This window comes from Corallococcus sp. bb12-1 (genome assembly GCF_026626765.1).
Taxonomy (GTDB): Bacteria; Myxococcota; Myxococcia; order Myxococcales; family Myxococcaceae; genus Corallococcus; species Corallococcus terminator.
Genome location: NZ_JAPNJZ010000001.1, coordinates 254,348 through 277,428 on the forward strand (window position 1 = coordinate 254,348; position 23,081 = coordinate 277,428).

At 70.4% G+C, this 23,081-nt stretch carries 15 protein-coding genes; 6 read left to right on the forward strand and 9 right to left on the reverse strand.

From position 1 onward, the window contains the following. Positions 1-231: 231 nt before the first annotated feature. Positions 232-1,257, forward strand: a complete 1,026-nt coding sequence (locus tag OV208_RS01055; protein WP_267571908.1) for an arginine N-succinyltransferase — start codon at positions 232-234, stop codon at positions 1,255-1,257. Here OV208_RS01055 and OV208_RS01060 read toward each other — a convergent pair. After that, a complete protein-coding gene (locus OV208_RS01060; RefSeq protein ID WP_267571909.1) occupies positions 1,241-2,278 on the reverse strand; it encodes a lasso peptide biosynthesis protein in 1,038 nt (345 codons plus the stop codon). The genes OV208_RS01055 and OV208_RS01060 overlap by 17 nt on opposite strands. 65 nt (positions 2,279-2,343) lie before the next feature. On the opposite strand from OV208_RS01060, the gene OV208_RS01065 reads away from it, so the two are divergent. Then, positions 2,344-5,490, forward strand: coding sequence for an ABC transporter substrate-binding protein (locus tag OV208_RS01065; protein ID WP_267571910.1), 3,147 nt, complete (start codon positions 2,344-2,346; stop codon positions 5,488-5,490). Between the two features lie 13 nt (positions 5,491-5,503). On the opposite strand, the gene OV208_RS01070 is transcribed toward OV208_RS01065, so the two are convergent. The 6 genes from OV208_RS01070 to OV208_RS01095 form a co-directional block, all read right to left on the reverse strand. After that, a complete protein-coding gene (locus tag OV208_RS01070; protein WP_267571911.1) occupies positions 5,504-7,789 on the reverse strand; it encodes a hypothetical protein in 2,286 nt (761 codons plus the stop codon). Between the two features lie 73 nt (positions 7,790-7,862). Then, entirely contained in the window at positions 7,863-8,516 is a 654-nt protein-coding gene (locus OV208_RS01075; RefSeq protein ID WP_267572789.1) for a DedA family protein, read from the reverse strand. A 122-nt stretch (positions 8,517-8,638) separates the two neighbouring features. Next, positions 8,639-9,706: a radical SAM protein gene (locus OV208_RS01080; protein WP_120539250.1), complete on the reverse strand. Its 1,068-nt coding sequence runs from the start codon at positions 9,704-9,706 to the stop codon at positions 8,639-8,641. After that, positions 9,703-9,942, reverse strand: a complete 240-nt coding sequence (locus OV208_RS01085) for an anti-sigma factor family protein (RefSeq protein ID WP_120539249.1) — start codon at positions 9,940-9,942, stop codon at positions 9,703-9,705. The genes OV208_RS01080 and OV208_RS01085 overlap by 4 nt, the downstream gene beginning before the upstream one ends. Positions 9,943-10,007: 65 nt before the next feature. Further along, positions 10,008-10,637: an RNA polymerase sigma factor gene (locus tag OV208_RS01090; protein WP_120539248.1), complete on the reverse strand. Its 630-nt coding sequence runs from the start codon at positions 10,635-10,637 to the stop codon at positions 10,008-10,010. A 35-nt stretch (positions 10,638-10,672) separates the two neighbouring features. Continuing rightward, on the reverse strand, positions 10,673-11,257 hold the full coding sequence (locus OV208_RS01095; protein ID WP_267571912.1) for a DNA-3-methyladenine glycosylase: 585 nt from the start codon (positions 11,255-11,257) through the stop codon (positions 10,673-10,675). A gap of 174 nt (positions 11,258-11,431) precedes the next feature. Between OV208_RS01095 and OV208_RS01100 the strand changes: the two genes are divergently transcribed. Next, a complete protein-coding gene (locus OV208_RS01100; RefSeq protein WP_267571913.1) occupies positions 11,432-12,985 on the forward strand; it encodes a 4-alpha-glucanotransferase in 1,554 nt (517 codons plus the stop codon). Positions 12,986-13,075: 90 nt separating this feature from the next. On the opposite strand, the gene OV208_RS01105 is transcribed toward OV208_RS01100, so the two are convergent. Then, entirely contained in the window at positions 13,076-13,378 is a 303-nt protein-coding gene (locus OV208_RS01105) for a hypothetical protein (RefSeq protein ID WP_267571914.1), read from the reverse strand. Positions 13,379-13,580: 202 nt separating this feature from the next. Between OV208_RS01105 and OV208_RS01110 the strand changes: the two genes are divergently transcribed. Together OV208_RS01110 and OV208_RS01115 are read left to right on the forward strand one after the other, a co-directional pair. Beyond that, complete coding sequence (locus OV208_RS01110) at positions 13,581-15,731, forward strand: BamA/TamA family outer membrane protein (RefSeq protein WP_267571915.1); 2,151 nt, start codon at positions 13,581-13,583, stop codon at positions 15,729-15,731. Next, a complete protein-coding gene (locus OV208_RS01115) occupies positions 15,728-20,461 on the forward strand; it encodes a translocation/assembly module TamB domain-containing protein (RefSeq protein WP_267571916.1) in 4,734 nt (1,577 codons plus the stop codon). The genes OV208_RS01110 and OV208_RS01115 overlap by 4 nt, the downstream gene beginning before the upstream one ends. 52 nt (positions 20,462-20,513) lie before the next feature. On the opposite strand, the gene OV208_RS01120 is transcribed toward OV208_RS01115, so the two are convergent. Then, entirely contained in the window at positions 20,514-21,557 is a 1,044-nt protein-coding gene (locus OV208_RS01120; protein WP_267571917.1) for a hypothetical protein, read from the reverse strand. Positions 21,558-21,728: 171 nt separating this feature from the next. On the opposite strand from OV208_RS01120, the gene OV208_RS01125 reads away from it, so the two are divergent. Next, on the forward strand, positions 21,729-23,027 hold the full coding sequence (locus OV208_RS01125; RefSeq protein ID WP_267571918.1) for a hypothetical protein: 1,299 nt from the start codon (positions 21,729-21,731) through the stop codon (positions 23,025-23,027). The last annotated feature ends 54 nt before the right edge of the window (positions 23,028-23,081 follow it).

Here is a 23,081-nt window from a genome sequence, read left to right on the forward strand (position 1 = left end):
TTCCCACATGCCTGACAATAGGGCATGCGGGCAGCCGAGCCCTGGCCCGTTTGAGACATGTTTCACGTCTGGAGCACCCCGCCCGCACCCACCGAGCGGACGGGGGAGCGGTGTCCTGAACGCAACGCGTCATTGACAGGGGAGCATGCAGGAGGCTGACGGCTCGGGGGGGTGGTGTATGGTCGCGGACCCTTCCGGCGCTCCCCTCCCGGGGTGCCCCCTGCGTGCCCCATGCTCGTGCTGCGAGACGTCCAGAAAACCGACTTGCCCGGCCTGAAGCGTCTTGCCGCGGTGCTGAACACCGTCAACCTGCCGAACAACGAGGAGACGCTCGAGGCCATCATCGACAAGTCGGTGAAGAGCTTCGCGGGCCGGGTGAAGGACCCGTTTGATCGCGAGTACCTGTTCGTGCTGGAGGACGTGCGCAACAACCTCATCATCGGCACGTCGATGATCATCGCCCAGCACGGCACCTACGAAGCGCCGCACATCTATTACGAGGTGAGCGAGCGGGAGCACTACTCCGCCTCGCTGGAGCGCCACCTGCGGCACAAGGTGCTGTCCATCGCGTACAACTACGAGGGCCCCACGGAGATTGGCGGCCTGGTGGTGGACCCGCCCTACCGCGCGACGCCGGACAAGCCCGGCAAGCAGCTGTCCTTCGTGCGCTTCCTCTTCATCTCCATGCACCGGCGCATCTTCCGTCCGCGCATCCTGGCGGAGCTGCTGCCGCCGCTGCTCCCGGACGGGCGCAGCCTCCTGTGGGAGGCCTGCGGCAAGAAGTTCACCGGCCTCACCTACCTGGAGGCCGACCGGCTGAGCCGCCAGAACAAGGAGTTCATCAAGGAGCTGTTCCCCTCGTCGGACATCTACGCGTCGCTGTTCCCGGACCGCGTGCAGAAGGTGCTCGGTGAAGTGGGCCCGGCCACGCGCGGCGTGCAGCGGATGCTGGAGCGGGTGGGCTTCCGGTACGTGGAGCGCATCGACCCGTTCGACGGTGGCCCGCACTTCGAGGCGGACACGGCCGACATCTCCCTGGTGCGCCGCTACCGCACGCTGAAGCTGACGGACGAGGACTTCGAGCTGGAGGGGGACGACGTGCTCGTCGCCGCCGAGCGCGAGTCCGGCCGCAACCGCTTCCGCTCCGTGCGCTGCCATGCCCGGCTGGACAACACCACCATCTCCCTGCCGGCCCGCGCCAAGGAGATCCTCGAAGTGAAGACCGGCGCGAAGCTGTCCATCATTCCCTTCGAGTAGCCCGCACCACGCGCCACTCCCCGCGCAGGAGCGACAGCCAGCGCTCCCCGGCCTCCAGGCCGGGGCCCTCCGGAGGGACGAGCGCGAGCGGCAGGTGCGTGTCCGAGCGCACCGGATCCAACGACGTCGGATCCAGGTCCAGCACGCCGCCTCCCCGCAGCGCCACGCGCACCCAGGCATGGGGACGCGCGGGGCCACCGTCCACCACCAGCAGGCCGTGCACCAGACCCACCCGCTGGCCGTTGGCGCGCGCCAGGGCGGCGAAGCGCAGCGCGTGGGCCAGACACCCTCCCGCCTCGCCCTCCCCTCCCGAGCGCCAGTCCGCCGCCGTCGGGCCCTTGTCCGGGAAGGCCGCGTGCACCTTCCGGGAGAGCGCCCGGGCCGCGTCTGGCGTCCATGCCGTCATGTCCGGCAGGCGGTCGGGGACGGGCGCCGTGGGACGTGCTGGCCCGCTCGGGACCAGCTTCAGCGCCCCTTCCACACCGCCCCCCACCGGCACGCCGTCCGCGAAGAGCTCCGGCGGTGTCCTGAGCCGTTCTCCCGGTGCGGCCACCGTGAAGCGGGACTCCCCCACGTCCAGCGCTCGCAACCTTCCTCGCGCGTCGTAGTCCGCACGGAAGCGCGCACCCAGCATCGTGCCGTCGGCGCTCGTGGGACTTCGCGACGTGACGCAGTGGGGACCTTCCTGGCCGGACAGCTCCTCGCGGCCCTTCACGCAGCCCTCGGGCGGTGGGCCCCGCCACAGCCACAGCGCCTGCGGCACCGCGTCCGCGCCCATGACGCGCCCCGCGGCATCCACGTCCAGGGTCACCTCGCGGACCCGCTCTCCCGCGCGGCCCTCGCGCACGTGCAGGTGCCGGCTGGTGTACGTGAAGCGACCCGCGTCCAGGGCCAGCGAGACGGTCCCCACCGGCACGCCGCGCCACGCGAAGACGAAACGGACGGATTCTCCGCTCGCGGCCCCTGTGCTGGCGGGGTTTACCTGGAGCGCCAGCATGGCGACGGCGAGAAGGGCCTTCATGCGAGGGCGAGCATGCGTCGAATTGAGGACCGGCGCGAGAAGGCGGGTTAGCGTGCACCCCCTCCATGGGCGCCAAACGGTACCTCTTCTCGTTCGGGCTGGCGGCGGCCCTGGTCTCCGCGCTGCTGCTGGGACTGATGCTGCGCTGGGTGACGGGCTCGCCCGATGATGTCGCCGGCTGGGCGGTGCTGTTCTTCGGCGTGCCCTTCCTGTGGCTGTCGGGCAGCTACCTCGCGTGGTTCCGCTGGGCCGCGATGCGAAGGCGCGAGCGCCGCGGGCTGATGGCCCGGCTCGCGGAGGGCGACCTCACCACGCCCATCCACCAGGGCTTCGAGGGCCAGGAGGACCTGCGCCGCCTCATCCTCTCCCTGCGCCGCGCCATGTCCCAGGTGCAGCGCGTGACGAGCAACCTGCACCGCACCGGCAACGGCGTGAGCGACCAGGCCCGCGTGCTGCTGGAGGCCGCGCGGCGACAGGGCGGCGCGGTGGAGCGCACGCTCACCGCCGTGGCCGGCAACGGCACCAGCCTCCAGACGGCCGTCAAGCGCGTGCAGCACATCGAGACCTTCGCGCACGAGACGACGGGCGCGCTCCTGGAGATGACCGAGCGGCTGCACCAGGTGGTGGACGGGCTCACCACCGTCAACGACTTCAGCCAGCGCACCAGCGCCCTCATCCAGGACATGACGGAGCGGCTGGGCCACATCGCCGCGTCGGGTGACGAGCTGGGTCGCTTCGCCAGCGAGGCGACGGAGTTCGTCGGGCTGGTGGAGGGCGGCATCAACGCCGTGCGACGTCGCGCCACGGACACCAACAGCATGGCGCTCGCGGTGACGGCCACCGCCCAGCGCGGCGAAGCGCTGGTGGGCGACAGCGTGCAGGGCATGTACCGGGTGGAGGAGACGGTGCGCAAGGCGGCCGAGCTGATGGAGATGCTCGGCACGCGGTCGATGGAGATTGGCCGCATCGTGGACGTCATCCAGGAGATCGCCGACCAGACGAACCTGCTGGCCCTCAACGCCGCCATCATCGCCGCGCAGGCGGGCGAACACGGCCGCCCCTTCGGCGTGGTGGCCAATGAAATCCGCAGCCTCGCCGAGCGCACCACGCGCTCCACGCGCGAGATTGGCACCATGGTCACCGGCATCCGCGACGCGGTGGAGACCGCCGTGGCGCTGGTGCAGGAGGGCCGCGAGCAGGCCACCGCGGGCGTGGCGCTGGGCGACCGCGCCGCCGAGGCCCTGGGGGAGATCCGCACCATCACCCAGCGCACCTTCGCCGCCGTGGAGGCCACCGTCGCGGAGACGCAGCGGTTGGAGGCCCAGGGCGCCACCGTCGTGGAGGCAAGCCAGCGCGTGGCGCGCCGCGTGGAAGACATCACGCGCATGGCCATCGAGCAGTCCGGCAACGCGCGCGACCTCGTGCGCCAGATGCAGGAGATGGGGCGCGTGGGACAGAGCGCCGCGCAGAAGGCGGAGGCCCAGGCGCGCACCGGGCGCGACCTGTCCGAGGCCGTGATGCGGCTGAGCGCGGCCATCGAAGAGCTGCGGCAGGCCCATCTGGTGCTCACCCGGGGCGATGCGTCCATCCGCGAGGAGGTGGCGCAGGTGCGCGAGGACGCGCGCCGGGTCATCCGCATTGGCGACGGCCTGGACCGCACGGTGGATCAACTGAGCCACGAGACGGCGAGCCTGGAGGCGGAGGTGTTCCGCTTCCAGCTTCCGCAGGCGCGCCCGGGCGGCATGCTGCGCGTGGGGCTGCATCAGGCGGCGTCCCTGCGCAACCGGCAGGCGGTGGATCCGCTGTTCAGCGTGGAGAACCAGATGGCGGAGCTGTCCGCCTGCGTCTTCTCCAGCCTCGTGCGGCTGGAGGACGGCGTGCTGGTGCCCGACCTGGCCGAGCGCTGGGATGCCGACCCCTCCGCGCGCCGCTACCGCTTCTACCTGCGCCGGAGCGTCACCTTCCACGACGGGACGATGCTCACCGCGCTGGACGTGAAGCACCACCTGGAGCGGTTGATGGACCCGGCGGTGCGCTCGCCGGACCGCAGCCTGCTGGAGGACGTGGAGGGCGCGCCGGAGTATTCCCAAGGTCTGGCGCGCGAGGTGGCGGGCATCGAGGTGCTGGACGAGGGCACGCTGGAGATCCGCCTGCGCGAGCCCAAGGCGTTCTTCCTCCAGTTGATGGCGCTCACGGCCACCGCGGTGGCGAAGGTGGACGCCTCCGGGAAGCTGGTGGGCACGGGCCCGTTCCGCGTCGTGGGCCTGGAGCCGGACCGCGTGGTGCTGGAGCGCAACCCGGGCTACTGGCGCGGCGGCATTCCGCTGCTCGACCGGCTGGAGTTCCACCTGATGGAGTCGCGCCCCCTGGCGGTGCGCCGGATGCTGGAGGGACAGTTGGACCTCGTGTCCTTCCTGCCCACCGAGCACACGGAGGCCAAGGGCCTGGAGCTGCACCAGTTGGTGGCCAGCACCACGCCCTCCACCGCGTTCGTGGGCTTCAACCTGAACGAGGCGCCCTACAACGACGTGCGCGTGCGGCGGGCCCTGCGCGCGGGCATGGACATCCAGGGGCTGGTGGAGCAGTTCCATCCGGGGGCCCGGGTGGCCCGCACCTTCACGCCGCCGGAGCTGCTGGATGGCGCGGAGCTGGGCCTCGCGCCCACGACGGACCTGGGGCTCGCGGAGCGCCTGCTGCGCGAGGCGGGGGTGCGCCGGTTGCAGCTCACGCTGCACCACCCCGTGGGCCGCGACACATCCGCCGAGGACGCGGTGCTCTTCCGCCCGTTGATCCACGCGGGGCTGCTGGAGCTGCGGCACGTGCAGATGAGCCCGGAGGAGTACCTGCCGCGCCTGCGTGAAGGAAGGGTCCCGGCCTTCCGCACGATGTGGCTGGCGGACTTCCCGGACCCCGACGTGTTCCTGCACTTCCTGCTCAACTCCAACGCGCAGACGGTGTACCCGCTGGGCTACCGCAACCCGGAGTTTGATCGGCTCACCGCCGAGGCGCGCGTGTCCATCGATCCAGAGCTGCGCTCGCAGCTCTACCGGCGCGCGGAGATGCTGGCGCGCGAGGACTGCCCGCTCATCCCGCTGTACCACGACCGCACGCACGTGGCCGCGGTGGCGTCCGTGCAGAACCTGCGGCTGCACCAGACGCCGCCCCAGGTGCGCTTCGAGGACCTGTGGGTGGATCCGAGCGCGGGCGGCTGACCCCACCGCCGCGCTACGGCACCGCCCGGCGTGTCCCAGACGGGCTGGCGTTCCGCTGGGGCCAGCCCCGCGTCTCCGCGCGATGGCCCACGGGGTAGGACTCCAGGAGCCAGACCCCGTCGCGCTGGAGCGCCACATGCAGCACCTCGCCCGCGAACGCCGCGCCCGCCACCTGCACGCGGCCCGGCAGCGCGCACATGCCGACCTTGGAGCCGGCGCTGATCCACTCCAGCCAGGCCTGTCGCTGTCCGTTGGGCAGCTCCGCGTCCGCGAGCACGCTCACGGTGCCGAACTCCATCAACGCGGCTTCATGCAGGGTGCCGGGCAGCAGGGGCGAAGGCAGCGCGTCCACTTCGAAGAGGGCGTGGCCGTCATCGAAGCTGAAGGTGCGGAGCACGGTGCGCAGCTCCTCCGCGGCGCATGGGATGCCATCCGTGCGCTCACACGAGCGCGCGAAGGCATGGCCCACGGAGCCTCCGGGCGTCACCAGCACGGGCTCGTCGAGAGGCACCAGCGTGCGGAGGCCCCCATCCCAGTCCAGCGCGACAGGCACGCCGCCATCCGTGTCCAGGAAGGCCCGCGCCCCCACGAGCAGTTGCCCTGAAGCCAGGGCCAGGGACGGCGCGCCTCCCGGCACACCGGCGTCGAGCACTTCAAGGCCCAGGGCCCCGATGCCTCCATCCGCGAGCGCGGTGGGACCGAAGGCGGGCCATGCCGTGAGGCTGTCGTTCGGTGCCGGGGCATACAGCGCGAACTCGCCCCCGCGCACCGCGCCTCCATCCAGTGCGGGGCCCGCGTCCTCGGGGGCTGTCTCCCAGGAGGTGAAGGCCAGCCGTCCATCCCAGGGCGTGTAGAGGTACGCACCACGCGTGTCGTCCACGGCGAGCCTCGCAGCGCCACCGCCGTCCTCCTCGGGCCCCAGCGCCAGCGGCGTGCCCGCCTCCGCGCTCAGCAACGCGAGCCTGGAGCGCAGGGGCTCCCGCACCGTGCCCGCGTCATCGCCCGCGTCCGGAGCCGCCTCGCTCCACGTGACGTGGGTGAGCACGTTTCCCTCCACCGTGAGCGCCACGCGGCCTGTGCCCGTGCCGGGCACTCCGTCCTGCACGCCTCCATCCGGGGTCGCGTCGGAGAGGGCCAGCGACGTGCGCCAGCGCAACGCCCCCGCGCCTCGGGGCGCATACGCCTCCAGCGCCTCCGGTGCGAGCACCACCACGCCCGCGTCCGAGGCCGCGAGCAACGTCCGCGCGCCTCCATCCTCGTACGGCGATTCGTAGCGCAGCAGTCCGCTCTCCGTGTACGCGGCGAGCCGGCAGCCCGCGTCCCCTCCGCACACCGAGGCGTAGACCGTCCCGTCATCCACCAGCAGCACCGGCCCGCCGTCCTCCGCGATGGGCTCGCCTCCCAGCTCCGCGCTGAAGAGCGCGACCAGGTCCCCCGCGTCCGGGCGCATGCACTCGCCCGCGCTGCACATGCCCTCTCCCTGGCACGGCGTGGCGGGCGCGCAGACGAAGCCGTCCGGCGGCGTCACGGCGCGGCACGTGCCACTGACGCAGACCCGGGCCTCCTTGCAGCTCACCGCGCCGCACGGGGTGAAGTTGTCCACGTCCACCACCGTGCACCCCGCGTTGCGGTCGCACACGCCCACCTTGCACGGGTCGCGCGGCACGGGGCACGCGACGCTCGCCGTCACACAGCCCTGCGTCGGCGAACAGGTGTCGACGGTGCACGGGTTGTCGTCGTTGCACGTGCGCGGCTGCCCCACGCAGGCTCCCGACTGACAGCGGCCGTTCTCCTGGCAGCGACTGCCAGGAATGCATGAGGCGCCGTCAGCCAGCGGGGACTCGATGCACTGCCCCGAGTCCAGGTCGAAGCGCGACTCGCGGCACTCACCCTCTGGCAGGCACGCCAGGGGACGCACGCCCACTCCGGTCAGCTTCACGGTCGCCGTGGTGCGGCCCGCGGTGAGCACCAGCTCGCCCTCCACCGGCGTGTTGCCCGCGGAGAACAGGATGTCCACCGTGCCCGTGCCGCTGCCCGGCACGACAATCTGGGACACGACGACGAAGAAGGGACTCTCCGTCTCCGCCGCCACCTCGACACCCGCGCGGCCCGTGGCCACCAGCGTCAGCGAGCGGCGCACCTGCGTGCCTTCCAGCACCCGGCCGAAGTCCACCACCGTCTCCTGCGGCCGGAAGCTGGCGCTCGCGCCGCCCACGTTGGAGTCGTCGCCACAGCGACACCCACCAAGGAGCAGCAAGACGCCGAGCAGGAGCCACCAGGGAGCACGGGCACGGAACATGCCCCGACTCAACCGCGCCACCCCGGGCCCGCGCAACGTGGACGCCGCCCTCCCCGGCCGGCCCCGTCCACTTTCACGGAAGGAAGGGGCCCCGCGAGGACGACGACTGCTCCACGGGCGACGCACGCCGACGCGCCAGCGCCCGCACGCCGAAACCCAGCCCCGCCACCACCACCAGCCCGATGGCCGCGTACTGGTAGCGCGTCACGAGCACCGTCAACCGCTCCAGGTTGCCGCCCACCGCCATGCCCAGCGCGATGATGGTTCCGCTGTGCGCCAGCGCGGACACCGTGCCCAGCACCAGCGCGTTGAACCGGGGCATGCGCGCCGCCCCCGCCGCGATGAAGATGACGCCCCGGATGCCGGGCAGGAACCGGTTCACCAGCAAGAGCCACGGGCCCGCGCGCCGCATCCGCGCCTGCACCGACTCCAGCCGCGCGTGGGTGAGTCCGAAGAACGAATGCCCCGGGTTCGCCTCGAAGCGCTTCGCCAGCCACTGGCCCACCGAATAGTTGATGAAGGCACCCAGCACGCTGCCCGCCGTCACCACCACCAGCACCAGCCACCAGGGCTTCTCACCGCGCACGGCGTAGATGCCGCCCATGAGCACGATGGTGTCCCCGGGAAACGGCGGCACCACGTACTCCAGCATCGCCGCCACGCCGAGCACCAGGAACCCGAAGGGCCCTAGCGCTCCAATCAGCTTGTCGACGTGCTCGATCCACATCATCCGCGCGGCCACCCCTGCGAAGGAAACGTCCCGCGCGAGACTTAAGCCTCCTGCCCGCCCGGCGGAACCCGTCGCCCCACCTGCCCGCCGGGCGGTGAACACGACGGGGCGCCCGGAAACTAGCGGGGAGGCGTCACCACCGGCGTCGGCAGCACCGTGCCGCCGTACTGGCTGGCCGCCAGCGTGCCGCACGCCGCGCCAATCTCCTTGCCGCCCGAATAGCGCCGCGCGATGGGCGCCTTCAGAATCTGGAGGTGGTCGCGAAACGCGCTCAACTCCTCCGCGGTGGGCGGCAGGTACTTGCCCGTGGGGTCCGTCACGTCGATGAGGTCCACCTTGATGGGGATGCCCTCGAACGCGACCTTCAGCGCCTCCGCGTCCTCACGCCCCAGGTTGAAGCCCTGGATGGCCACGTAGGCGATCATCGCCCGCTCCCGCCGCGCCTCGCTGTACTCGCGAATCGCCTCGATGAGCTCCGGCAACGGGTGCGTCTTCTCGATGGGGAGCACCTTCGCGCGCTTCTCCGGGATGGCGCTCGTCACGCTGAACGCCAGCCGGAACGGATGCCCCTCGCGCGTGTAGCGCCGGATGGCCGGCACGTGCCCCGCGGTGGAGAAGGTGATGGCCGTGCCGGAGATGGAGAAGCCCGCGGGGTGCGAGAGGATCTGCGCCGCGCGCAGCGTCTCCTTGTAGTTGAGCAGCGGCTCGCCCATCCCCATGAACACCACGCCGCCCACGCGCCGGTCCGCCTCCGCGCGCACCTGCATCACCTGGTCGAGAATCTCCCAGGTCTGGAGGTTGCGCTGGAAGCCCAGCTTGCCCGTCATGCAGAAGTCGCACGCCAGCGCGCAGCCCACCTGGCTGGACACGCAGACGACGTACTTCTCGTCGAAGATGGGGATGCGCACCGCTTCGATGCGACCGCCCAGCGGCGACTCGAAGAGGTACTTCACGAACCCGTCGTCCGCCTGCCGCCGCTCCACCACCTTCAGGGAGGGCATTTCGGCCTGGGCGCGGAGCAGGTCTCCCACGCGGCGCGGCACCTGGGGCGCCAGCGCGACGGCTTCCACGGTGGGGCGCGCATGGGCGAAGACGCCCGCGAACACCTTGCGCACCGCGGTGGGTGAAGGCTGGGCCGGCGCGAGCGCCGCTTCCAGTTCCGGCAACGAAAGGGATTTCAGGTTCACGAGCAGGACTTGATCTTCGAGCGCAGGAACTCGGTCAGCTTCGCAGAGACCTCCTTGGGCATGCGCAGCGCCATGGCGCGTTTGCACAGCCCCGGCGTCGCCCGGTAGGTGCTCATGAACTCCTCGCAGGGCTTGCAGCCCGACAGGTGCTCCTGGAGGTGCCGCGCCTCTTCCTCGGGCATCTCACCCTCGAGGAATTCCAGCAGGAGGTTGATGGAATCTTTGCACGTGTACATCCGAACCTCGGCTGGCTGCGGCTCCCCTCGCTACTGTTCGAAGATGCCGAGGCGCCCTGGGGGTTTCACACCCCGCGATTGTCCCGGTTGTAGAACAGGTCGATGGCCTCTCGCAGCGCGAGCCGTGCCCGATGCAGGCGGCTCTTGATGGCGGGGATGGAATCCCCCGTCACTTCTGCGATCTGTTCGTAGCTGAGGCCGTCCACGTCTTTCAAGAGGAAGACTTCCCGGTACCCCTCCGGCAGCCGGTCGGCCGCCTGCTGGATCGCCTGCCCCAGCTCCGCGTCCAGCGCCTTCTCCTCGGCGTCCCGGCTCCAGTCGGTGACGGGCTGGTCCGCCAGGGTGCCCCGCTCCGTGAATTCGGGGGTCTGGAGCTCCGCCTCCGCCGCCTGGGCCACCCGGCGGTGCCTCAGGCGCATGAGCGCGTGGTTCGCCGCGATGCGGTGGACCCAGGACCCGAAGGCCGCCTCGCCCCGGAAGTCCTTGAGGTGCTGGTAGGCGGACAGGAAGGTCTCCTGGGTGATTTCCGCCGCGTCCGCCTCCGAGCGCGTCATCCGCAGCGCCAGGCCGTACACCCGGTCCTGGTGCAGGCCCACCAGGGCCTCGAAGGCGGACACGTCCCCATCCTGGGCCCGCGCCAGGAGCCGCCGGTCTTCTTCCTGCCGGTCATCTTCCTGGGGGGCGTCGTGGGACATGACGCTTCCCACCCAACCAGCCGAAAGGTTCCGCGTCAAGGCCGACGGCGAGGCGCCCGGGACACGAAGCGACTGACGTGTCCACTGTCCCGGATCCACAAGCGGAAGGGTTCAGCGGCCCACGCCCCGGCGTACTCCACCCCGATGCGCGGCCCCCGCTCCACGCGGTCATCCAGGACTGGCTCCCCCCGCAGCAGGTGCAGCCCGTCCGAATCCAGCCGCTGCTTGTTGTGGTTCAGGTTCAACCCCAGCACCCGGCACAGCCGGCCCGGGCCGTCCGTGCGCTCGCCCGGGGGCAAGCCCTCCACCGGCTCCACCGCCCGCACCAGCACCGCCGCCCCTACCCCCTCGGTGTCCGTCACCACGTTGAAGCAGTGGTGCATTCCATAGATGAGGTACATGTACGCGCGCCCCGCCGGCCCGAACATCACCTCCGTGCGCGGGGTGAGCCCCTTGGAGGCATGACATGCCAGGTCATGCTCGCCCAGGTAGGCCTCCACCTCCACGATGCGGCCCACGCGCCGGCCCTTCACTCCGTCCACCACCAGCAGCGTGCCCAACAGGTCGCGCGCCACCTCCAGCGCGGGGCGGGCGTAGAAGGCCAGGGGGAGAGGACTCATGGGGTGCGGTCCTTTTCACCTCTGGGGGGTGTCCGTCCACCGCCGGGCGATTCTCGCGGCCCCAACTTCCAAAACTTCCAACAGACAACCTCCGCGCGCTCAACAAGCAGGCACCTTCGAACACCTGGGTGACAGCAGTTCACAGCGGCCCGTGGGTGGGGCAGATTGCGCCGCATGTCCACTCCTGGCCGGCTCTCCGGTCTCCTGCTTCCCCTCTTCTCCCTGCGTTCCCGGACGGACTTCGGCATTGGCGACTTCGGCGCGATGGATGGCCTGTTCGCCTGGATGAAGGCCGCGCGTCAGCGCCTGCTGATGGTGCTGCCCCTCCTGCCCACCGCCCCGGGCGACCCCAGCCCCTACGCCACGCGGTCCGCGTTCGGCCTGAACCCGCTCTTCATCGACCTGAGCCAGGTGCCGGAGTTCCAGGCCACCGGCGGTGAGGCCGCGCTCAGCGACGAGCAGCGCCAGAAGCTCGGCGAGGCCCGCGCCGCGCCGCGCGTCCGCTACGACCTGGTGTTCCCGCTGAAGGACGCCGCGTTCGCGCGCGCTTTCGACCACTTCGAGAAGCACGAGTGGACGCCGCGCACGCCGCGCGCCCAGGAGTTCCAGAAGTGGCGCGAGGCGCAGGGTGAGTGGCTGGAGAGCTACGCGCTCTTCACCGCCATCAGCGAGAAGGAAGACCGCCGCGCGTGGTGGCAGTGGCCGGAAGGGCTGCGCACGCGCCAGCCCGAAGCCCTGCTCGCCGTGAAGAACCAGGGCCTGGAGCGCCGCGTGCGCTACCACGCCTGGCTCCAGTGGCTGGCGGAGGCGCAGTGGAACGCCGTGCGCGCCCAGGCGAAGGCGAAGGACGTCCTGCTCTGCGGCGACGAGCCCTTCATCATCGGACAGGACAGCTCCGACTGCTGGGCCCACCCGGACATCCTGCGCCGCGACGCGCGCCTGGGCGTGCCGCCGGACGACTTCTCCGCCACGGGTCAGGACTGGGGCCTGCCCTACTTCGACTTCGCGGCGATGGAGAAGGACGACTACGCGTGGCTCAAGAAGCGCGCGGCCAAGGCGGCCAGCTACTACGACCTGCGCCGCGTGGACCACGCGGTGGGCTACTTCCGCCAGTGGATCCGCGACGACAAGAACCCCACCGGCTACTTCGTCCCGTCGGACGAGGCCACGTGGCGCCGCCAGGGTGAGAAGCACTTCCGCCTGCTGTCGGAGGGCGCGGGCATCGTCGCCGAGGACCTGGGCGTGATTCCGCCCTTCGTCCGTCAAATCCTGGCGGAGCTGAAGCTGCCCGGCTACCGCGTGCTGCGCTGGGAGCGCGACGACAACACGTACCGCGACCCGCACGCCTTCCCCACCGTGTCGCTGGTCACCACCGGCACGCACGACACAGAGCCGCAGGCCGAGTGGTGGGAGCAGGCGCGCGAGGACGAGCGCCAGAGCGCCGCCCGCGCGTGGCCGGAGTTCCAGGGCGTGGCCCTGACGCGCGAATTCACCCCGGACATCCACCGCGCCACGCTGGCCGCCACGCTCAACTCGAGCTCGGACCTGTGCGTGCTGCCGTGGCAGGACGTGCTGGGCACCCGCGACCGCATCAACCTGCCCGGCACCATGGGCGACGCCAACTGGGCCTACCGCATCGCGCAGAACACGGACGCGCTGCTCACCGAACCCCAGACGAAGGACGCCGCGGAGCGGCTGGCGTGGCTCACCGCGTCCTCGCGACGCTGAGCTTGAAGGCGAGCTTGAAGCACTGAAACACACCGCCCCGGGGCCGCTGGACGACAGCCGCCCCGGGCGCGTGGGAGCTTCAGCCCCGCTTCAGTTCTCGATGCACTTCACCTGGCCGGGGAAGCCGTCGAACACGGCGCACCGGCGGCCCTCCTTCGCGCAGTCCAGCCGGTCGCAGATGTTCTCCACGACGCACAGCGGAGGCGAGCGACCGAAGTCCAGGAACAGCTCCGCGCAGTAGCGGAACGGATCCGCGCACCCGAGCGAGCCGCAGTAGGGGGTGTCGGAGAGGTTCTCTCCCTCCTTGAGCATCACCACCTCGTCCTCGTTCACGCCGCAGCCGGTGGCGAGCACCAGCGTGACCGACAGCAGCATCGCGATTCGCCGGACCATAGGGGCCCGAATCTGGCGCACCCCGGGCCCGGTTGCACGCGCCACGGCGACGGGCGGAGCCTAAAGGACACTGACCCGGGACCCGAGGTCGTGGAATGCGACATTCCCGGCACAAAGAAACATTGCGAAACGCGTCAGGCGCTGGCCATCCGGTAAGAACCGTGGCGTGGCCGACGTCCGACTCCTTCGATCCCGCTCCGCCGTGCCCCTCGCGCTGGTCGTGCTGTTGACGGCCTGTGCCACCACATCCTCCACCCAGCCCTCCGGGCCCAAGGTGAAGTCCCTCGACATCGAGGGAGCGAAGCAGGTGGATGACGGGGACATCAAAGACCGCATCCTCACCTCCGCCACGCCCTGGTACGCGTTCTGGCCGTTCGGCAAGGCGCACTACTTCGACACCAACGCGTGGCAGGCGGACCTGCGCCGCATCGAACGGTTCTACCAGGCCGAGGGCTTCTACCAGGCCCAGGTGGAATCCAACGAGATCATCCCCGAGGGCGACAAGGCCGTGCGCCTCAAGGTGGTCGTCAACGAGGGCGCGCCCACCCTCATCGACCGCATTGAACCGCACGGGCTGGAGGCGCTGGAGAAGGGGGAGGACGCGCCCACGAAGCGCCAGCGCGAGCTCATCCTGGAGGAGCTGCCGGTGCGCGCGGGCGACGTGTTCCGCGAGGACACGTGGGGCGCCACCAAGGAGCTCATCACCGAGCGGCTCAAGGACCTGGGCTACGCGGAGGCGGAGGTCACGGGCGAGGTGCGGGTGGACGTGGCCACGCAGAAGGCCATCGTGGACCTGCAAATCGTCCCGGGCCTGCGCTACCGCTTCGGCAACATCTTCATCGCCACGGACGCGAACCCGCAGGTGCCGCCCCGCCGCATCATCGAACAGACGCAGGGCGCGGTCATCAAGGGCGAGTACTTCAGCGAGAAGGCGCTGGCGGAGGCCCAGGCGCGCGTCTTCCGCATGGGCGTCTTCGGCGCGGTGAAGGTGAACCGGGGCGCGCCGGACCGGCAGAACGCCACGGTGCCGGTGGTGGTGGACGTGCGCGAGTCGCCCTTCCATTCGCTCCGGCTGGGCGGAGGTATCGGCGTGGACGCGGCCCGACAGGAAGGCCGTGTCCTGGGTGAGTGGAGCAACCGCAACTTCCGGGGAGGCCTGCGGCGTCTGACGCTGCGCGGCCGGCTGGGCTACGCGTTCATCCCCAACATCCTGACGGCCCTGCGCAGCGATCCCGACGGCACCCAGGACGGCAAGAGCGGCATCGTGTTCGAAGCCACCACGGAGTTCGAACAGCCGCGCTTCCTCTTCCGCGACCTGCGCCTGCAAGCCTCCGTCACCGCGGAGAAGGGCCTTCAGCAGGCGTACCAGTTCTACGGCGGCTACCTGAAGACGGGCGTCATCTGGCAGCCCCACGACTCCTTCTCCGTCTTCCCCTCGTACAACCTCCAGCTCTACCGGCTGGAGGGCAAGGTGTCCGCGGATGAGACCGTGCCGCCCATCATCCTGGGCTGCGACAACCCGGACGGGAAGTGCGACGTCGCGCTGAGCTTCCTGGAGGTGGCGTTCGCCTGGGACCGGCGCGATGACCGCACCGAGCCTCGCGACGGCTACTACGTGGGCTTCTCCATCCAGAAGGGCGGCAAGCCGTTCTTCGGCAACTACGACTACGTCCGGCTGCTGCCGGACCTGCGCTTCTACTACTCCATCGGGGAGAAGAAGGACCTGACGATGGCGGTGAAGCTGCGCATGGGCACGCTGAACTCGCTGGACGGCAAGCCCAGCTCCATCGTCACCCGCTTCTTCTCCGGCGGCGCCACCTCCATGCGCGGATTCAACGGCCAGCGCCTGTCGCCCATGACGCCGCTCACGCCCAGCTACAAGACGGACGACGACGGCAACACGTTGCTGGACGCCAACGGCAATCCCATCCTGGACGAGTGGAACACGGTGCCCGTGGGCGGCAACAGCCTCGTCGAGACCTCCGTGGAGCTGCGCTACATGCTGACGGGCAGCCTGATGCTGGCCGTCTTCTACGACACCGGCCTCGTAGGCACGGAGAACCTGGTCGGCAAGAACGCGCCCCAGTTGTTCGGTCCCGAGCACTACCACGCCGTGGGCGGCGGCCTGCGCTACCTCACGGTCGTGGGACCCATCCGACTGGACATCGCAAGGCGTCTGAACATCGGGCGGGGATTGCCCGTCAGCGACCCCGCATACATCTATCCGTCCTCTGGTGGATGCCTGGGCTTCGGACGCAAGTTCGACAAGACCTCGACCTCCCCGGATGCCGCGTTCGCCGGTGCCCCTGAAGGGCTGTGCGCGGTCCACATCTCCATCGGAGAGGCGTTTTGAGCCAGTCGTCCACGCCCCCCGCCCCCGCCTCGCCCCACCGGCGCAAGCGCTGGGGTCGGAGGTTGCTGTGGGGCCTGCTCGGTTTCCTTGGCCTCATCGTCCTCTTGGTGGTGGGCGCGCTCGTCTACGCCACCAGCGCGGGCGGTTCGGCCCGCATCGCGCGCTTCGGTGTCGACCTGGCGAACAAGCAGTTGGCGGGCCGCCTGGAGCTGGGCGGCTTCGACCTGGACCTCAACGGCGCGGTCCTCACCGGCATCAAGATCTACACGCCCGAAGGAGACCTCGCGGCGGAAGTGGCCCGCGTGGAGGCGCGGCTGAGCCTGTCGCCGCTGCTGGGCCAGTCCGTGGACCTGACGAAGGTGCGCATCGAGACGCCGCGCCTGTACCTGGTGCAGGACGAGCGCGGCCTCAACCTGATGCGCGCGCTGGAGCCCCGGGAGCCCAAGCCGGAGGAGCCTCCCACCCAGAGCACCAGCAAGCTGGTCATCCACCTGAAGGACTTCGAGCTCAGCCACGGCTACGTGGACTTCCAGCAGGAGCTGCCCGACGGCGGCGAGCGTCAGGTGCGCCTGGAGGAGTTCGGCGCGAAGGGCGAGGGCAGCTACGCGCTGGCGTCGCAGGACTTCTCCGCGGACCTCCAGGCCACGGGCGGCCTCACCCGTCCGCTCACCGGGCCGGTGCGGCTGGTGCTCAAGGGCTCCGGCAAGGAGCTGGTGCGCAACGTGGATGCGCAGTTGGGCCTGGCGGGCGTGGAGGCGGACCTGGGCGCGAAGCAGTCCGGGGCCACGGCCGCGTCGGTGGAGCTGCGGAGGCTGTATGTGCCGCCAGAGCCGGTGAAGGCGTTCGTGCCGGCGTACCCGCTCATCGTGCCCATCGAGGCGAAGGGCACCGCGTCCATGGACGGCGACCTCGCGACGGCGAAGCTGGGCGCGACCGCGGGCAAGGCCACGCTGGACGTGGCGGGCGACGCGAACCTCAAGACCTTCCGCACAAAGGAGACCACCGTGAAGGCGCGCGGGGTGAACCTGGCGGAGTTGATGGAGAACGGCATCCCCACGAACATCGCCGCGGACCTCATCGCGCACGGCGGTGGCGACAGCGTGGAGGCGCTGGATGGCGACGTGGCCCTCACCGTGTCCCCTTCCGAATACCGGGGCCAGTCGGTGGGCCCCATCGAGATGAAGGCCAGCGCGAAGGACGGCCGCTATCAGGTGGGCAACCTGCGCGTGATGATGCCGGGCGCGGCGCTCATCGCGTCGGGTGAGGGCACCGCGAAGTCGTTGGAGGCGCGCGGCAGCCTGTCCGCGGGCAACCTGAAGCTGCTGTCGCAGGCGCTGGACAAGCTGCTGCCCGGCGGCACCGTGCCGCCGTTGTCCGGCAGCGGTTCGCTGGAACTCCAGGTACGGGGTCCGCCGACCACGCCGGCCGTGAAGGTGGACGGCAACTTCGTCACGCTGGGCTACGGCGACATCGCCATCAAGGACCTGTCGCTCAAGGCCAGCGTCCCGGACGTCACCCGGCCGCTCACCACTGACGCCACCGTGCTCATCAGCGAGCTGAAGACGGGCGGCCGCAACTTCCGCGACCTGTCCGTCGCGCTCACCACGGATGAGCAGCGGGAGTTGAAGGCCAGCGTGCGCGTGGAAGGCGACGCGCAGCTCGCCCTGGGCGTGGAGGGCACGGTGGACGAGGACAACGAGGGGCTCGCGATGCGCGCCTTCTCGCTGTCGTGGCCGGAGGCCACCTGGACGCTCCAGCAGCCCACGCACCTGGCGTTCGGCGGGGGCCGCATCGCGCTGTCGCCGCCGCTCCAGTTGGCGTCGGAGTCGCAGACGCTGAAGGTGGCGGCGGTGAAGGACGGCGAGCGCATCGACGCGCGCATCGACCTGGGCGCCTTTGATTTGTCGAAGCTGCCGCGCATCGCGGTGCCGGAGTCGCTGGGCCTGGGCGGCACGCTGTCCGGCCACGTCGCGGCGAAGGGGCGCATGGCGCGGCCAGACGCGGACGTGGACCTCACCTGGGCGGACGGCCGGGCGCGCGGGTACCAGGGCCTGGGGCTCGCGCTGAAGGCCCAGTACGTGAAGGACCGCGCCACCGGCACGCTGTCCGCGGGCCTGAGCGCGGCCCAGGTGTCCTCCCAGTTCGACGTGCCGGTGCAGGGCGTGCTGCGCCGCCGCAACGAGCCCCTGTCCGTGACGGTGAACCTGGAGAAGTTCGACATCGCGGAGGTGTTGAAGCTCGCCGGACAGGCGCCCGGCCCCACCGGCCAGATGACCGGCAAGCTGGTGGTGAACGGCTCCGCGAAGGATCCGCGCCTGGACCTGCTCCTGAGCGGCAGCGAGCTGCGCTACCCGGGCCGTCCGGAGGCCCTCTTCGCGCAGGCGTTCGGCTTCGACCTGCGCGCCAGCTCCGACGCGAACGACGCCACCCTGGGCGCGCGCCTGGACGTGAAGGGGCTGGCCCCGCAGGCGTACGTCGCGCTGAAGACGCCCTTCACGCTGGGCGGCGTCATCGCGAAGCCGCCCACGCCCGCGCAGGCGATGGAGGCGCCGGTGCGCCTGGAGGCGCTGGTGGCGGAGCTGCCGCTGACGCTGCTCCAGGGCATGGAGGGCGTGGAGAAGCCGGACGGCACGGTGACGCTGAAGGCGGACGTGAGCGGCACCGCGCTGGCGCCGCTGGGCCGGGTGGAGGTGCAGGCCCGCGCGGTCACCGCCAACGGCCTGCCGAAGCTCAACGGCTCCGCGCTGGCGCTGGCGGGTGAGAAGGACGTGAAGCTGACCCTGGACGTGCAGCGCCCCAACGGGCCGCTGGCGATGCTGGAGGCGCGCGTGCTGGCGCCCCTGGCCGCGCTCCAGGACCGCGAGGTCATCAGCCGCGTCCCCTTCCGCATGAAGGGCCGCGTGGGACCGGTGCCCCTCAATGAGATTCCCGGCATGGCGCAGCCGAACATGGGCAACAAAGGACCGCAGGGCGTGCTGTCCATGGAGATCGCCGCGCGAGGGACGCCGGAGACGCCCGAAATCGAGCTGAGCGCGGGCATGCAGGGCCTGGGCATGGCGCAGACGGCGCTGGGCCAAGCGCGGCTGACGTATGCCTATTCCGGGGCGAAGTCCCTGTTCGACGCGATGCTCACCGCGCCCGGAGGCGGCTCGCTGACGCTGGGTGGCACGCTGGACCTGGACCTGTCCCTGCCCGCATTCCAGTCCGAGCAGGGGCCGGCGAAGAAGGTGGAACGAGCGCCGGTGAAGCTGGCGTTGCGCGCTCGCGCCTTCGACCCGTCGTTCCTCTCCGGCATCTCGCCGTACGTGCGCTCGCTGGGCGGCATCATGCAGGCGGACGCGAACCTGGGCGGCACCGTGGGCGCGCCCACCTTCAAGGGCGACCTGGCGTGGAAGAACGGCAAGCTGGGGCTGATGGGCTTTGGTGAGTACCACGACATCCAGCTCGCGCTGAACGCGTCGCAGGAGCGCATCGACTTGAAGCAGCTCACCGCGAAGTCGGGCGGCGGGTCGCTGGAATTGACAGCCACCGCGGTCCGCCAGGGCAAGAGCGGCGAGTTCATGCTGGAGGGCAAGGGCAACACCAAGAACCTGCCCATCGTGGTGGAAGACCAGCTCATGGCCCTGCTCTCCATGAACCTGTCCATGAAGGGCAGCCTCACGGACCGGCTCGTGAACATCAACGACCTGAGCATCCCGGAGGCCCACGTCGAGTTGCCGGAGGCCAAGCGCAAGGACCTACAACCGCTGGAGCGCCCCGTCGACGTGGTGATGGTGCGCAACGGCGTGCCGGTGGACAAGCGCAAGAAGCAGCGGGCGCCCACGCAGGTGGCCGCGGGAACCGACCCGCGCAAGGCACCGGACGCGGCCCCAGGCACGAAGGGCAATCCCCCGGAGCCGGGCACCGCCGTGGGCGGCGCGGGTGGGCTGTCCACCGAGCCGACCGAGGCCGAGCTGGCGGAGGGCGAAGAGGAGGAGAAGGGACCGCCGCAGCGCCAGTTCTGGGTGAACATCAACGCGCCCCGCAACCTGTGGGTGCGCGGCACGGACCTCAACGTCCAACTGGGCCTGTCCGAGGGCTTCCGCGTCGAGTACGCCAACGAGCCGCGCATGTTCGGCGAGGTGATGGTGCTGCTGGGCCGCGTGGACGTGCTGGGCCGCCGCTTCGACGTGCAGCGCGACAGCCAGGTGCGCTTCACCGGCCCGGTCCTCTCGCCGTACATCAACGTCACCGCCGAGCACCGCAACGACAACGCGGCCGTCACCGTCTTCGTCACCGTGCGCGGCCAGGGCAAGGAGATCACCCTCAAGACGAGCAGCGAACCGTCCCTGCCGGAGTCGGAAATCTACACGCTGCTCGCCACCGGCCGGCGCACGCTGGAGCGCGGCTCGGGCGCGTCGATGAACGCGGGCGCGCAGGCGGCGTCGGTGGTGGGCTCGTTCGTCGCCAACGAGGCGCGCAAGGCCATCGCCGCGAAGCTGCCCCTGGACGTGCTCTCCATCGAAGCGGGCGACAGCGGCATCGCCGGCACCAAGCTGGAGGTGGGCACCTACGTGACGGATAAAATCTACGTGGGCTACACCGGCCGGGTGGGCGCGAACCTCCAGAAGGGGGAGAACGCCAACGCCGTGCGCTTCCAGTACCTGTTCAGCCCGCGCTGGAGCCTGGAAGGCCAGTATGGCGACGCGCGCTCCGGCGGCCTGGACCTCATCTGGACCAAGGAATACTGACCGCGCGCCCGGGCGACACTTCACGCCCGGGCGGCGGCTTCAGGCCTGACGGCTACAGCGCATAGACGGCGTAGCAGGCGCCCATGGGCCCCACGCCAGTGGTGCCCGCGCCGGGCGAGCTGCGCCACACGCCCTCCGCACCGCACTGCTGCCAGACAGTGCTGGAGGTCTGCACGCAGGTGCGCGTGGGGACACCCCGGCCCAGCCGCGTGGACTGGCAGTAGGGGAAGGACACGTTGCAGTTGGACGGCTTCACCGTGTCGCCCGCGGTGAAGGTGCCCGACAGGCACTGGCGCCACAGCGCGTCCGACGAGCTCTGCACGCACGACGCCTCCGGCACCGTGGCGTCCACCGTGCCGGAGTAGCAGCCGGCGGCGCTCGTCGGCCACGGGTAGGCCGTCAGGTAGCGGTTGTAGATGGAGGCCATCAGCGACGAGCCGCCCACGGTCGTCTTGCCACACTGGGTGGCGTACGCGCCCACCCAGGGCGTGTACGTGTAGAGCGCCGCGGTGGCCATGTTGACGGGCTTCACCGAACACGGATCCAACGTGGACTTCTGCAACCCCACCTTCCAGCCGGAGATGGTGGGACGGCCCGCCTCCAGGTCGGTGAGGTAGCCGCGCATCTTCTTCGCGGCGCACTCCACCTGCTTGCCGAAGCCCACGTATTGCGCATCACAGCCGCTGGTGTCCGGACAGCCACAGCCCGTCGCCTTGCTCAGGTTGGTGGACGTGCCGCTCTGGATGAGGCTGGACTCGCCCTGGATGCGCGCCAGCATGTACAGCGGGCTGATGTTGGACGCGCGCGAGCGCTCCACGATGAGCGTCGCCGCTGACTTGCCGTACGCGGGGTCGGTGTAGCCCGCCAGGTACGAGCCCTGCTGTTGCAGGAACTGCTGCACCTGCGCTGGCGTGATGGCCGTCCCGCCGGTGACGTCCGAGTCCTCCAGCAGCCGGTGCATGTCGTACTTCGTCGTCGCCTCCTGGAGCACCTGCCCGGTCAGTTCGTCGACGACCGGCTCCACATCACCCTCCAGGGGACCACAGCCGGCCGCCAGCAGCGCGGGCACCAACAACACGCACACTCGGAGCTTCATCTCGCACCTCGGAACGGGGGGAGCGCGGGCTGTAGCCGGTGGGGCGACGCTGACTCAAGAGATTCCTGGATTTATGGAATAAGCCCCGATGTGGGTGTTGCTGTCGGCCCGGGTGGGAGGGGCGGGACGGCGGGGGCGCAGGGTAAAGTTCCGGACATGCGGACCGTCCCCATGATGCGTCGGAAGTGTTGGTCGTTGCTTGCCGTGAGCCTGCTCGCGTTGGCGGGTTGCTCGGATTCGAGCGAGCCGGGCGAAGAGCCCGGACCGGGCACGGATGGCCCCGGGGTGATTCCCGGTGACGGCTCCGAGTGTCTGGGCGCGAAGTTCCTGACCTCCCTCGGCAAGGACAAGCTGCTGGTGGGCGCGCAGATGGAGGATGAGACGGCGAAGAGCGCGCCCTTCGACGTGCGCTACCTGTACATCGCGGCGGGCCTGTTCGATTCGAAGGACGCGTGCAACTCGTGCGCGTCCGGGTGCACGTCGAACGGGGCGTCGTGCTCCAACAGCGGTGAAGGCTGCGGGTGGTGGGGCTGCTGGCAGTACGACCAGGATCCGCCCGGCGCCTACGTGCGCGACTTCATCAAGGTGTCCAAGGACCAGGGACAGATTCCGTTCATCACCTACTACGAGGAGTTCCAGGCGAGCGGCTACACCGAAGGCAAGCAGCAGCTGGCGGCGCTGAACGACGCGAAGTTCCTGGAGCGCTACCTCGCGGACTGGCGCTTCCTGCTGAAGCAGGTGGGCCAGGAGAAGGTGATGCTCCAGATTGAACCGGACATGTGGGCCTACCTCCAGTTCTTCCCGGCGGACGGCAAGCCGCAGTCCACGCCGGTGGCGCTGAAGGCCGCGAACCCCACGGACTGTGGCGGGCAGGAGAACAACGCCGTGGGCCTGGGCAAGTGCATGATCGCCATGGCCCGCAAGTACGCGCCCAACGCGAAGGTGGGCCTGCACGCGAGCGCGTGGGCGACGAAGACGGACGTGTCCGGGAACACGGATCCGTCGTTCAACGTGACGGCGGAGGCGAACAAGGTCGCCGACTTCCTGTTGCAGGTGGGCGCGGCGGACACCGACTTCGTCACGGTGGAAGCGTCCGACCGCGACTCGGGCTGGTACGAGAAGACGCAGGGCAAGGCCGGATGGTGGGATCCGGAGAACCACACGCTGCCGCACTTCCACCAGGCGCTCACCTGGGCGAACGCCATCACCCTGCGCCTGAACAAGCCGCACCTGTGGTGGCAGCTCCCGCTGGGCAACATGAGCCTGCCCAACACCAAGCAGCAGTGGCGCGACAACCGCGTGGACTACTTCCTCACGCACCCCGCGGAGGTGGCCAAGGCGGGCGGCGTGGGCCTCCTCTTCGGCGCCGGCAACTACGAGCAGACCACGCCGGAGACGGACGGCGGCAACTTCGTCAAGCGCGTGAAGGCGTACAAGGCAGCGGGCGGCCAGGGCGCGTGCGTGCCCTGAGCCGGTGAGGTGATTCCGTGTCCCGGTGCTTCTTCGGAGGCACCGGGGTGGGTT